9 protein-coding genes and 1 tRNA gene are annotated in these 12,933 nt (G+C 57.8%); 7 read left to right on the top strand and 3 right to left on the bottom strand.

What is annotated here, in order from left to right; genetic code table 11:
• Nucleotides 1–47: 47 nt before the first annotated feature.
• Together BT199_RS13005 and BT199_RS27480 are read right to left on the bottom strand one after the other, a co-directional pair.
• Nucleotides 48–4,967 carry a membrane-targeted effector domain-containing toxin gene (locus BT199_RS13005; protein WP_072434619.1) on the bottom strand — a complete coding sequence of 1,640 codons (4,920 nt, stop codon included), beginning with the start codon at nucleotides 4,965–4,967 and terminating at the stop codon, nucleotides 48–50.
• A 235-nt stretch (nucleotides 4,968–5,202) separates the two neighbouring features.
• Nucleotides 5,203–5,334: a hypothetical protein gene (locus BT199_RS27480; RefSeq protein WP_256575962.1), complete on the bottom strand. Its 132-nt coding sequence runs from the start codon at nucleotides 5,332–5,334 to the stop codon at nucleotides 5,203–5,205.
• 172 nt (nucleotides 5,335–5,506) lie between these two features.
• On the opposite strand from BT199_RS27480, the gene BT199_RS13000 reads away from it, so the two are divergent.
• Nucleotides 5,507–5,701 (top strand): hypothetical protein, encoded by a 195-nt coding sequence (locus tag BT199_RS13000; RefSeq protein WP_014718591.1) that lies wholly within the window; start codon nucleotides 5,507–5,509, stop codon nucleotides 5,699–5,701.
• Nucleotides 5,702–5,711: 10 nt separating this feature from the next.
• Here BT199_RS13000 and BT199_RS12995 read toward each other — a convergent pair whose 3' ends face one another.
• Nucleotides 5,712–6,092: a fe2+ zn2+ uptake regulation protein gene (locus BT199_RS12995; RefSeq protein WP_072434618.1), complete on the bottom strand. Its 381-nt coding sequence runs from the start codon at nucleotides 6,090–6,092 to the stop codon at nucleotides 5,712–5,714.
• 242 nt (nucleotides 6,093–6,334) lie between these two features.
• Here BT199_RS12995 and BT199_RS12990 point away from each other — a divergent pair, with 242 nt between their 5' ends.
• From BT199_RS12990 to BT199_RS12965, 6 genes are all read left to right on the top strand, one after another.
• Nucleotides 6,335–8,614 carry a bifunctional acylase PvdQ gene (locus BT199_RS12990; protein WP_072434617.1) on the top strand — a complete coding sequence of 760 codons (2,280 nt, stop codon included), beginning with the start codon at nucleotides 6,335–6,337 and terminating at the stop codon, nucleotides 8,612–8,614.
• Nucleotides 8,615–8,828: 214 nt separating this feature from the next.
• Nucleotides 8,829–8,902 (top strand) — tRNA-Cys (locus tag BT199_RS12985).
• Nucleotides 8,903–9,246: 344 nt separating this feature from the next.
• Nucleotides 9,247–9,966 carry an META and DUF4377 domain-containing protein gene (locus BT199_RS12980; protein WP_233085901.1) on the top strand — a complete coding sequence of 240 codons (720 nt, stop codon included), beginning with the start codon at nucleotides 9,247–9,249 and terminating at the stop codon, nucleotides 9,964–9,966.
• Nucleotides 9,967–10,184: 218 nt separating this feature from the next.
• Nucleotides 10,185–10,352 carry a hypothetical protein gene (locus tag BT199_RS27255; protein ID WP_166644900.1) on the top strand — a complete coding sequence of 56 codons (168 nt, stop codon included), beginning with the start codon at nucleotides 10,185–10,187 and terminating at the stop codon, nucleotides 10,350–10,352.
• A 136-nt stretch (nucleotides 10,353–10,488) separates the two neighbouring features.
• On the top strand, nucleotides 10,489–11,097 hold the full coding sequence (locus tag BT199_RS12975; RefSeq protein WP_069868529.1) for a LysE family translocator: 609 nt from the start codon (nucleotides 10,489–10,491) through the stop codon (nucleotides 11,095–11,097).
• A 767-nt stretch (nucleotides 11,098–11,864) separates the two neighbouring features.
• Nucleotides 11,865–12,848, top strand: a complete 984-nt coding sequence (locus BT199_RS12965) for a GlxA family transcriptional regulator (RefSeq protein WP_019817121.1) — start codon at nucleotides 11,865–11,867, stop codon at nucleotides 12,846–12,848.
• Nucleotides 12,849–12,933 lie beyond the last annotated feature (85 nt).

Below are 12,933 nucleotides of genomic sequence, written 5' to 3'. Positions count from 1 at the left end.
GCTCGAACGTTGCCTGCGTGCTACGCAGGCAACTATTTAGCGTGTTATCAGGTTGCTGGCGAAAAGATTTGCAGATCTCCCGCCAGATCGTTGTCAGCGTTCAGGGTACCCAGCGGGCCCGGTTTGGCATCCGTGGAGTTCGTGCCGTAGCCCACCTTCATGCCTGTTCGTTCGTAAACACCGATGCCAATGCCTCCGGTCGCCTCAGCCAAGCCGGTGACGCCTTGAGTGGAGTTGATGTGTTGGCGGCCCACCAAGGCGATCACTTTACCCTTATGCTTGTGTTGTTCAATGACGCGTGCGGCGTAGTAGTTGAACTCTTTGAGTCTTTTCAGGTTTCGTTCGGTTTCGCTTAGCGTCGTGTAGGCCTTACGGTCATGCCGGTGGCGTGTCAGATAAAAGTGGTCAAGGGGCACGACTTCTATTCCGGCATCCTTGAATTTTCTGATCAACGTCTGCAGATTGAATTGAGGGTGGGCGGGCCGCAAACCGTGGCCTGTATGGCCCATGCCATCGTCCTTGAGTAGTCCATTGTTGTCATAGACGACACCTTCAATGCCGACCACCTTTACATTTTTGCGCTTGAACAGGTCGATGCTTGCGTCAATTTCGCGGAACATGGCCAAATGCTGGTGACTCTCCCCGAATACCACCACGTCCGAATTGTCCAAGGCTTTTTCGATCAGGTCGGGCACTGTCTCGTAAGGTTTCGTTTCTGGAATTATGGGGCGATTTTGTGGGTTCAACGGGTCCAGTTTTTGATGGAAAGCATCCATTTCTGCGTTGAACCGCTCTTGTGTCGGTTGCCTTCGGCTGGGTGTGAAGTGGCCTTCGTTGGGGGCGCCTTTAATATGTTTTACGTATTCGTCTTTGATGGCGTCCAGATGATCTGTTTTGTTTACGATCGTCGGCGTGTGTCCATTGATGTTCGGCGCTTTTGGGGTGGGTCTTTTGTAGGGTTGAAATCGCGTGTTTTGCCGAGCGTTCATGTGCCCCCGAGGGGAAAAGTCAGCATGGGGTGAGGGTGGCATCAGCGTATGCGCAGGATCAAAAGCTTGAGGCGCACCGTAAGCCTCCTGCTTATGCACATCGTAGGGGTACCATTTACCGTTGTGTTTGACGGCAGAGCCATGAACCCGCTGGTTGCCCACCTTGAAGGTCCCGGTTGCCGCTGCCTCGTAGCGGCTTGCGGCGCTGATCAGCGCTTCGTGGCTTGCGCTTCCCTTCAGGGATGGCACCGCACCAGCTATCGCTTCAACGCTTTCGTAAATGAGTTTACCCGAGCCCTTTAGCAGATCACTCACGCCGTTTAACGGGTTCAACTCCTTGAGCAGGGCTGGCACCATGATTTTCGTTGCCTTGAGCGCCTTGCTCACTGCTGACCCAGCCGTACCCAGTACTTTTCCGAGTTTGGCCGCCAGGCCGATGCCGGCGGTGACCAAACCGAAAATATCCAGGGTGACGTCAGTGATACCCTCGCCGTAGTTGCCGTCCATGAAATTGACGATTGCGGAACGGAAGGGAATAAGGTCGAGCAAAAACTCTTTGAAGTTCGTCAGCTTTTCATGATTACGCTCAAAGGTCGTGGTCCCCGCAGCGGCTTTCTTGATGGCGGGGTTGTCCAGGTCCAACGCCTTGAGCACGGAGTCGGCGATATGGTGAGTGCGTGGGTTCAGGAACATATACGGCTGGGGTGCCGTGGAGGGCTGTTCGCGATCCAGCTTGCTTTCCTTCAAATCACCCAGGTCGATCCATGAAAACGGCACAGGGTTGGCCGGGATACTTGCGAGAATCGATTGCCCACTGTCAACGATCTTGACGTTGTCTCTGTCCGGATAAAATGGCTCTTCCCTGATTATCTCGTTGGAGAACTTGACAGGGGCCGCCGGTGTTTTTCTGTTGCCCCGGCTTCGGATAACGCCATTTACCGTATCGAACTCATAGGTGGTTGTTTGTCCATTGTTTTGCGCGGTGACCAGTACGGTAGGGCTGGTGTGAAACAAGGTGTCGCCTTCGAAAGGGATGATGCCCACCTTGTAACTTTTTTCTTGAAAATAATTGAGCTTGCCCTGGGTCAAGTTTTTTCTGTCTTCGGGCGGCAGGTTGCTGAGTGCGTTGAGGAGAGCTGTTTTTTTAACGGTCTTATGATTGTCCAAGGCGGTAGAAAAGGCATCCTCAAACGCTCGTTGAATATTGAATGGCGCGCTGTGGGTGAAGGCAATAACCGAATCAAGGTCCACGCCGGTATTTTCTTTCGTGAGTACCCAGCGACCCTCCATGACCCGTTCTTCCATGACGATTTCCACCAGTGAGCGCGGCGCGCTCGGCGTATCGCCATTGTATCTGGAGAACATCTTGAGCTCGAAGTCCATGCCGGGGCCGAATGTCTTCACGAGCAGGTCCAGCGCCATGTGTTTACGGCTTGGAAAACTCCCGCCGATGAGCGATGAGGCTTCTATCAGCGTATCGAGTTGTGCTTTGAACAGCGCCTGGGCTTTTTCCAGGTCGGCTGGCTGATACAGGGCATCGTCTTTCGCTGGAAGAATGTCATTGGCCACGGCCCAATCCAACATCACTGCGGCTTGCGCAGAGGCGGGCACGGCGCCAGCAGTGTCGGCGGTGATCATCACTTCGGCATAAGACAGGGCGGCCACGCGGCCTGGAGTCTTGGCTTCAATGGCGGCTACTGCAATGCAAAGGTTCGCCCACGCGGCGCTGCCGTAAACTACCGAATCAGGAATGTCCTTGACCAGCAATTGCGGCGCAGTGCGTCTGAGTAACAGATGTGCGGCCGCGCCAGCGAGCTCAGGGGATTCGCGCCCCGTGTCAATCAAGTGTTGGCGCAGGCTGTTGGTGATGGTCGAAAGCGGTTTGCCCCAATGACTTTTCTGCGCCAGGTCGAAACCCGCCACATGGTTTTGCACAGGCGCCGTCAACGACTCGGGGTCCAGCATCAATTGGATCGCCGCCAGGGCATAGTCGTTTGCGCTGGTGTCGGTGGCGATACCATTCATTTTGGTTTGCATGGCTTGGCCGAGAGCCTGGCCATCCTTGGAGCTGATCAGGGTTTCGAGCACCTTGACCGGGTCCGCCAGTGCCTGCTCGGAGAAACTCAGGTTTCTACCCAGATGTTCCAGTACGCCGCGCTTGGGATTCCCCTGCGGTAAGTCGGGATCGCTGTTGGCATGTTCGACGGCGGCCGTGCGCAGCGTGTCTTGTTGGCTGACATCCAAGGGGATCGGCCAGGACAGGCCCCCTGCGAAGTTGCCCAAGGGGTGTTGCTGTGCGCGTGCTTTTGCGCTTTGCGCCAAGGCCAGCAAGTCGACCACGGTCTTGGGCAATGGCACGCCGTTTTCAAGCAGGAAGGCTTCGAGGCTTACGGACATGCCAGGTGTCCGTATGTAGGCTTGGTAATGGGCTGAGTCTGGCGCGATATTCATCGGCGTATTTTTCAGCAGGGCCGACACCTCACGTTCTGTTGGGCTTTGCGGCAAGGCCTGGGCAGACTCGTTGAGTTTTTGCGCAAGGTATCGCCAGTTTTTCTGATCACCCAGGCGTTGATCCAATGCCTGGCGCGCGTCGATGCTGTTCGCGCGCTCGTCCAGCCATTGCGCACGCGCCAACAGGGCGCTGTTGCCGTCGAAATGCGGTCCCAGGTCGGCAGCCTCAGGCAGGCCCGTCTCAGTCAGTAGATGCCCCCATGGGTCGACAAGCGTCGGCTCAACGTTGTTCGACTCATACAACGCCTGCAGTGCGTTACTCACCTGATGCCGCTGGCGCTCCAGCAACTGCGGCACGCCTGCGGCAATGACGTCGCCGGTCACTGGGGCGAGGTCCTGGCTCAAGTGGTTTTTCCAGTCATCCTTCAAGCCGTTTTGAACCTCCATCGGCAAACTCTGCAGTAGCTGCGCTGCGGCTTCGGGGTCGTCATTAATGCGTTGACGCAAGGTCGCAAGTGCCTTGGCCGGGCTGTCGAGTGTTTCGTAGCCATCGCGAGGTGTGTAGAGCACCGTCAGGCCTTGCTGTTGGCCAGGAAGTAAGGTGCGGTCTGTCTGTGCGCTACTGAATGGGCGTGTCGCCGACGATCCATCGCTGCTGGTGATCAGGAAGGCCCCTGCCAGCAGGCTGCCCTCTGGGCTTGGGGTATCCAATTTGAGCGGGTAGACACCGGGCCTTTCGCCATCCCTCATCGCGCTTTCCCGAGCCTGCAGGGTTGGATACTCAAGCGCCTTGTCGATCAATGATTTGGCGGCGGGCGTTAACGCACCGTCTTCCACGCCCAAGGCGGCGAGGGTGGACAGCATCTCTCGGTGGATACTGAGCAATTCGTTCTGGGGTGACTCGGGGTTGGGTTCGCCCGTGCGTGGCTCGGTCCAGAATCGGGAAAGGCTCAGGGGCAGTTCTTTTTCGATGGTTTGTGCAATCGAAAGGAGGGTGTCGCGAGCGTGCAATTGCTGGCTGCTTTCGCTTGGCGAGGCGCTGGTGTAGAAGCCGACTTCCGTGCTGGCAGTACTGGTCGAGGCCTGGGCGCCGGGAGGTGCCTTGAGCTGGCGCAGTGCGTTGAACAGGGCTTCGGTGATGCTCTGCACCGAGATTAATGTGCGTTGGCCGTGTTCATCAGTGTGATAGCGATGCACATACAGTGACGAGGCGTCTACAGGCGGTGTAGTACCGAAGCTGCGATTCAATTGCTGCTCGATAACACTGCTGAGCGTCGGCTGGCGCAGCAGCAGTGCCTGGATGTCCTGGTTGAGTTGTTGGTATTGATTGAGCAACAAGCGTTGATCAGTTATTTGAAGGCCCTTGATCAGGTCAGAACGAATCGCACTGACCGGCGTGATCGCATCCACGTCCGGAACGGCTATCGTCTGGACCGTCCCTGGCACCGGACGGGTGTGGGCAGGAGGGGCGATTTCATCGCTGGAGACGTTTCGGCGCAGGCGATGGTGGGCGATACCTGAAATCAAGTGAGTTATTCCAATGGCATTGGCCCACGCGTCCTGATGATAATCCGAGGGATGATTCTTCCTTGTTTGGGCCTCGAATGATTGGGATGAGAGCGACGGAAGGTTCCGAAGGCACCCGGGGAAATGTTATTAACGAATATGTAACGCGTCGGTGCAGCAACACGGGGAAAGTGGGCTTGCTGCACACAGTGAGCACGCAGGGGCAGCTCGTTAGAGCGGAGTACTCCCGAGGGGATCAGCGACGTTCGTAAATTCGGCCGCCATCATCGTGGCGATCATGCCAGCCACCGCCGTGCGGAAAGAAGAAACAACCGCCCAGGCTCAGCATGATCATCAAGGGAACCAGCAGGATGAGTCGTCGAAGCATTTCACAATTCTCCAAGGGGCATCAAAGGTCTGTCAGGCGTAGGACAAGCCAAATCTGTTCATCGCCTGTAACATAAGACCCCGCCGACGCCGTGCCATCCCCGTAATTGGGTATGTGCTTGGCATGCGCGGCGATACACAGTGGATACATCCTTCAGGTCCAGGAATTCGTCATGACCCAAAAGCAACGCTTGAAATACTCGCTTCTGATTGCCCTGGCTGTACTGGGCGCGATGTTTGGTCTGTCTTATCTGCAGAACACTGGCGTGATCAGCGAGAAAACCTTCCAGTACCTGGCCATCGCGATTGCCGTGGTCGTCGTGGTGATCAACGGCATCATGCGCCGCAAGGTCAAGCCTAACTTCTGACGCGTGTCAGTCAGGCACGACCTTCGAGTACCTTGGCAGCCTCTTCATGGAGGCTGTAGCTCTTGTCGGCGTTCAGGGTGATCACACCCTCGCTGCACAGACGCTTGAGTACCTCGCGCACGCTGAGAAACGACAACGGAATGCCCAGCTCCAGCAGGTGGCTGTGCACGCCGCGTACCCCGAGGGTGCGCTGGTTGTCGGCAGCGGTGAGGAGGGCGTCGATGACCTTCAGCCGAATCAGGCTGGTGCGCAAGCCGAAACACTTGAGCAAGTGGCGTATGCGCTGGTTGCCTTGCTGTTCGGGCGCGTTGCCGAACGCCTGTGTATCGTTGCCAAAGTGAGTATCGGTGGCCTTTGAATGTCCATCCGTGGGCACTTGCGGGTTATACATGCAAAAACTCCTTTTCTTTTCAGAGCCTGATCAGGAAAAGATGGTGCTCTTGAGTAATAAGACGAACGAGTGAGGCAAATCATGAAACGATGAATGTAGAAAATTTGTCGGTATCAGATTTGTCACCTTTCAAGCGCTGACGATATACAGCCTTGTGCGGCTAAATTATTCCGGTCGATTTGCGTTCTTACGGTGGGGTAACCATCCCTTGTGAGGGTGTTCAATTTGACTGTGGAGTCGGCGTGATTATTTCCAACGGGTTGTCCAGAGTGGGCGTGGCAGGGCTGTTGCTGGGGTTGAGCCTGGCCGTATCGGCACGGGAACAGGTAACGCAGGCGTCGGTGGATATCCGGCGTACCAGTTATGGCGTGCCGCATATTCGCGCCTTTGACGAGCGTGGCCTGGGGGTGGGTATGGGGTACGCCTATGCCCAGGACAACCTGTGCTTGCTGGCCAATGAAGTGGTCACGGTCAATGGCGAGCGCGCCAAGTTTTTCGGGCCGGACCAAGCGACCCTGGAAGAGCGCAACAACCTCGCCAGCGATGCGTTCTTCAATTGGTTGAATACCCCCGAGGCAGTGGCGGCATTCTGGAAAGCCCAGAGCCCGCAGATGCAACAGCGCCTCGAAGGGTACGTGGCCGGCTACAACCGTTACCTCAGGGAGCAGGGCGCACCCGCGCATTGCCAGGCCGCGTGGGTACGGCCCTTGGTAGTCCAAGACCTGGTCAAGTTGACCCGCAGGCTATTGGTGGAAGGGGGCGTCGGCCAATTCGCCGAAGCCCTGGTCGGGGCAACACCACCCCAAGCCACCGCCGATGTCCAATCCGACGCCAAAGGCTTTGCACTGGCCGCGGCCAACCAGCAACGCTTCACGCTGGACCGAGGCAGCAATGCCGTCGCCGTGGGCCGTGACCGCTCATTCAATGGCCGTGGCATGCTGCTGGCCAACCCGCATTTTCCTTGGCTGGGCGGCATGCGTTTTTACCAGATGCACCTGACCATCCCTGGCCAGCTGGATGTGATGGGCGCCGCATTGCCAGGGCTGCCCGTGGTGAACATCGGTTTCAACCAGCATGTGGCGTGGACCCACACCGTCGACACCTCCAAACACTTCACCCTGTACCGCTTGACCCTCGACCCCAAGGACGCCACCCGTTATCTGCTGGACGGCAAGTCCATCCCACTGGAAAAAACGGCCGTAACAGTCCAGGTCAAGCAAGCTGACGGCAGCCTCAAGGCCGTGTCCCACAACGTCTACAGTTCGCAGTTCGGCCCCGTGGTGCAATGGCCGGGCAAGCTCGACTGGGACAGCCACTACGCCTTCAGCCTGCGCGACGCCAACCTGGGCAACGACCGGGTGCTGCAACAGTGGTACGCCATGAACCGCGCCAGCAGCCTCAAGGAACTGCAAAGCTCGGTGCATACCCTGCAAGGCATCCCCTGGGTCAACACCCTGGCCGCCGATGACCAGGGCCAGAGCCTGTACATGAACCTGTCGGTGGTGCCCAACGTCAGCGCCGCTAAACTGGCAACATGCAGCGACCCACGGGCCGGCCTGCAAATGATCATGCTTGACGGCGCCCACAGCGCCTGCGCCTGGGATATCGACCCGCGCGCGGCCCAGCCCGGTATCTTTCCGGCCGACCAGTTGCCCCAACTGCAACGCACCGACTACGTGCAGCACTCCAATGATTCTGCCTGGATGGCCAACCCCAAGGCGCCGCTGAGCGGCTTCTCGCCGGTGATCAGCCAGGACAACATCGGCCTCGGCCCGCGCGCGCGCTTCGCGCTCCAGCGCCTGCAAACCCTTGAGCAGCAGCCGATCACCGTCACTGATCTGCAAGACATGGTCATGGACAACGAGGTGTACCTGGCGGGCCAGGTCATGCCCGACCTGCTGGCGTTCTGCGCCAAAAACCTCGGGGCCGATGCCGCTGCACTGCAACCGCTGTGCACCAGCCTGAAAAACTGGGACCAGCGCGCCAACCTCGACAGCGGCGTGGGCCTAGTGCACTTCATTAACCTGATGCAACACCTGCAGCAAATCCCCGATGCCTGGCGCGTGGCCTTCGACCCGGCCCATCCACTGAGCACCCCAAGCGGCCTCGCCATTGACCGCGCCCCTGTCGCCAAGGCCCTGCTGGAAGCCATGCTGGCCTCCAGCGTTGAGGTCAGCAAATTGGGGCAGACCCGCTGGGGCGATATCCAAGTCTCCGGCCAAACCCCCATCCACGGCGGCCCGCAAGAACTGGGTATCTACAACGCCATGCAAACCGTGCCCCGCGCCGACGGCAAACGCGAAGTCGTCAGCGGCACCAGCTACCTGCAAATCGTCAGCTTCGACGACAAAGGCCCCAACGCAGTCGGCGTCCTGGCATTCTCCGAGTCCAGCAACCCGGCGTCCGCTTATTCAAAGGACCAGACCCAAGGCTTCTCCGAGAAAAAACTGCACCCGTTGCCCTTCACCGAAGCCCAGATCAAGGCCGACCCGCACTACAAAATCCAAACAGTGAAGGAGTAGGGCAGACCCGCAACCCCTTGATGCCAAGGCAGAATATTTTTTGAAATCAAGGGGTTGCAGGCCTAGGCAAATGAGTACATAATGGCGCCCATCGAACGCAATGAAGCATTAAAAACTTCAATGTATTCAATGGTTTAGAGTAGAGGCAGGCATCACGTAGCCCACTCAAGTTTGTATGCGGTGAATGTCAGCAACAAGGGCATTGATCGTTTGAGGCCGAGTAGCAAAATGGTTATGCAGCGGATTGCAAATCCGCCTACGCCGGTTCGATTCCGACCTCGGCCTCCACTCTTAGAAACCCCGTAGATTAGCGTCTACGGGGTTTTTTATTGTCTGGGATTTGCCTGCACTTCCAACGCCTCGTGAAACTGAACCAAACAAATGATGTCCGATTGCTATCGGCCAAGGACGAGGTCCGCCAAGCGCGCATTGGGTCTACGCTCAGTAAGGCCTCAAGCGACCTCCTCATGCCGGTTTAGCCGCGCGCTTATCCTGCCAGCGCAAGATAACGCCCGCACTCATCAAAGCTGACAGAGTGACCCATGAAACAAAAAATTCTTCTTGTAGCCGTGTGTGCTGCACTCATCCAAGGCTGTGCCGCCCCTTCCAAAAGCCATGAAGAATCACCTTCAATGCCTACTACCTCAGCAGCTGTAGCCCAGCCAACCTTATCCGCTTACGACTGGAACCTGGTCTCGGCAACGGACGCGTCGGGCAAGCCTCTTGTGGCGATGAACAAAGGCATCGAGCGCAAGTTGCGCGTTGCCTTCGGTGACAAGAACCTGAGCATCAGCGGTGGCTGCAATCGTCAGTTCGGCGGCTTTCACTATCAGGACGGGGTTCTGAAGGTTCAGCCACTGGCCTCTACGCTGATGGCCTGTGACAAGAGCCTGATGGACCTTGATGCCCAGGTAGGGCGGCTGTTCAAGGGTGAGCTGCGCGCTGTGATCACCGGCGATAACGTGGCGCCGATGCTGCAACTGACGACAGCGGATGGCTCGGTGCTCAAGCTGCAAGGCGAGGCCACCCCGCAGACCCGCTACGGTAGCGAGGGTGAGGTCAAGTTTCTGGAAGTGGCGGCCAAGACGGTCAAGTGCAGCCATCCTTTGATTCCAGATTATCAGTGCCTGCAAGTGCGCGAGCGTCGTTATGACGACGCGGGCCTGCAACTGGCGACCCAAGACACCTGGCATCCGCTGTACCAGCCTATCGAAGGCTTTGTGCATCATGACGGCGTGCGCACTGTGCTGCGGGTCAAACAGTACGAATGGAAGAATCCGCCAGCGGATGCGCCTTCGACGGTCTACGTGTTGGATATGGTGGTCGAGCAGGACGCTTCTGGCAGCAAGTAAGCTTGCGCAAACCCCGTAGATTAGCGTCTACGGGGTTTTTTATTGCCTGTGATTTATGCGTTTTTTCGACGAGTGACGTGTCTAGATCAAGGGTTCTGGTTCGAACGGGGGTTGTCACCTGAGCTTTTGCCGACTACCCTGAAAATGTTTGAATTATTACAAACAATTTCGGTGTGTCTGTTTTTTAGGTCACACGGCTTCAGGACGAGGAACGAAAAATGTTTTCACACGAAGGTACCGCACTAGAGCTGTTGGTCTTGGTTTTTGGCGTCACGGGGTTGTTATTGGTTGCCTGGTTTATTCACCATCAATACGAGCTCAGGTCGCGTAAGCATGTAAAAAAACAACATGCCACTGACCAGCAGCGTGAAGCTCAAAGCCGCTGAGTGTCCATCCTCCTGTGCCAGCCTTCGCGGCTGGCTTCAAAAGTGTATGCCTCGATCCCCCCCTAGCTGTACGAGGCGCAGCGCGCCATAACCCACTACTGTCGCAGGCACATCACCACCGCTTGGATGCCGCGCCATGATCATGTCTACCAGCCTGTTATCAGCTTTCGTGCTGTTCGCGTTTGTCTCTTCGATCACCCCGGGGCCCAACAACACCATGTTGCTGGCCTCAGGCGTGAATTTCGGCTTTCGCCGTTCGATGCCCCATGCGCTGGGGATCAGTATCGGTTTCATGCTGTTGGTGATTTGTGTGGGGCTTGGCTTGGGCGAGGTGTTCAAGCTGTTTCCGTGGGCCTACACGCTGTTGCGTTATGTCGGCGCCGCGTATTTGTTGTATCTGGCGTGGAAGATTGCCAATGCGGGCGGTATGTCTGATAACCCAAATGAACATGGCAAGCCGATGACCTTCCTCGGTGCGGCGGCCTTCCAGTGGGTCAATCCCAAAGCCTGGATCATGGCGTTGGGGGCGATTACCACCTACACGCCGGCCGAGGGTTATGTCACCAATGTGCTGGTGATCGCCCTGGTTTTTGCGGTGGTCAACCTGCCGAGTGTGTGCGTATGGGTGGGGTGTGGCAGTGGCTTGCGCAACTTGCTGCGCGAGCCGCGCTGGTTACGGATGTTCAACTGGTCCATGGCCGGGCTGTTGGTGCTGTCGCTGTATCCGATGCTGTTTGTGGGCTGAGGCGGGCGTAGGTAACCACGATGCGAAGCCTGCGTTCGGGCACACCGAGCCAAGGCGAGGTGCCGAGGGGTGGGGCAAGAGCCCTTTGGTTACTTTGGGCTGGGCCGGCATTCCGGCTCTTTTCCAAAGTGACCCGCCGTTGGCGGAACCCTAAGTGGCCGTTACCGCAGCGATGGATATGCACACAATCCAATTGTGTCGGCTGTCAGGCCGCCTTCGCGAGCAAGCCCGCTCCCACAGTTTGATCGCGGGGTGTCAGGTAGATAGATGTCGGCTGGCAGGCCGTCATCGCAGGCAAGCCAGCTCCCACAGTTTGATCGTGGGGCGTTAGGTAGATCGGCGTCGGGTATCAGGTCGTCACGGGAGCAAGCTCCCTCGCCACGATGCGGGCTTAGACCGGCGAGATGGTCGCCAACATGCCGATGCCAATGGTCAACACCAAAAAGCCAAACAGGAAAATTGCCATCTTGGTCATAAGGCCTCCGAGGGGAAGGGGACGACAGGAATGTCGGGATGGGGCTATTGTCCGCCTCAAGCGGTTTTCAATACAGGCGCAGATTGAAAAGAAAAAACCGTATCAGATCAGCGCGCAGCGCCTGGGCCGTGGCTTTTGAAGCGAACAGTTTTTATCAAGATCAGTGCAATGGCCGCTACCCGCCTTGAGCGTCACCTGAGACAGCCACTGCATTTGCCCCTAAGATAGCGCCCACTGCACAACAATAAGCGTGGGCCGACCCTCGATGGAAAGACGCCAGTTCAGCGGTGGCATGCAAGGCAAGAACCTGCGCTACCTCAGTGATAACCCCCAGCAATCAACCTCGGTCACCCGTGTCGGTTTCCTGCTGCTCGAACACTTCTCCTTGCCGGCCTTTACCCAGACCCTCGATACGCTGGTGACTGCCAATCTGTTGCGCCCTGATCTGTTCGCTACGCGCACCTTCGGCTGGGGTGAGGGCGAAGTCATCAGCGACCTGGGCCTGGTCATTCGCCCGGATGCGAACCTGATGCTGACGACCTTGCAGGACTTGGACCTGTTGGTGATCTGCGGTGGTTTTCGTACCGAACTCAAGGCCAGCGAGCCATTTATCCAATGGCTGCGCAGTGCGGGTGAAGCGGGCGTGCGCCTCGCCGGTTTGTGGAACGGCTCGTGGTTCCTCGGGCGTGCGGGGCTGCTGCAGGGTTATCGCTGTGCCATCCATCCCGAGCATCGGCCGGCACTGGCCGAAGTGTCCAAGGCGGCGCAGGTCACCAGCGAACCCTACGTCATCGACCGCGACCGCCTCACCGCGTCCAGCCCCTCGGGGGCTTTCCATATGGCCCTGGACTGGATCAAGAGCCTGCATGGCAAAGCCTTGGTCGAAGGCATCGAAGATATTCTGGCGTTCGAAGAATCGCGCTACCGCCGCATCAAACCCACCGAAAACATCTGTGTCAGCGCGCCGCTGCGCGAGGTGGTGAAGCTGATGGACGCCAACCTCGAAGAGCCCCTGGAACTCGATCAGCTCGCCGTCTACGCCGGCCGTTCCCGCCGCCAGCTGGAGCGCCTGTTCAAGGAACAACTGGGTACCACGCCGCAACGCTACTACATGGAATTGCGCGTCACTGAAGCGCGACGCCTGTTGCAGCACACCGAGTTGTCACAGGTGGATGTGCTGGTGGCGTGCGGGTTTGTCTCGCCGAGCCATTTCAGCAAATGCTACAGCGCGTATTTCGGCTATCGCCCCTCCAAGGAGAAGCGGTTGGTCAAGTAGCAGGTCGAGCCCTGGGCGATACAGACTCTGCGGTGCTTCAGGGGCTGCGCGGCGATCCCTTCGCAGCCTCGCTGGGGCTCGACAG

It is taken from the genome of Pseudomonas sp. NFR02 (genome assembly GCF_900119375.1).
Lineage (GTDB): Bacteria > Pseudomonadota > Gammaproteobacteria > Pseudomonadales > Pseudomonadaceae > Aquipseudomonas > Aquipseudomonas paracarnis.
The sequence above is the reverse complement of the archived record's forward strand: the minus strand, read 5'-3'. Positions and strand labels throughout refer to the sequence as shown.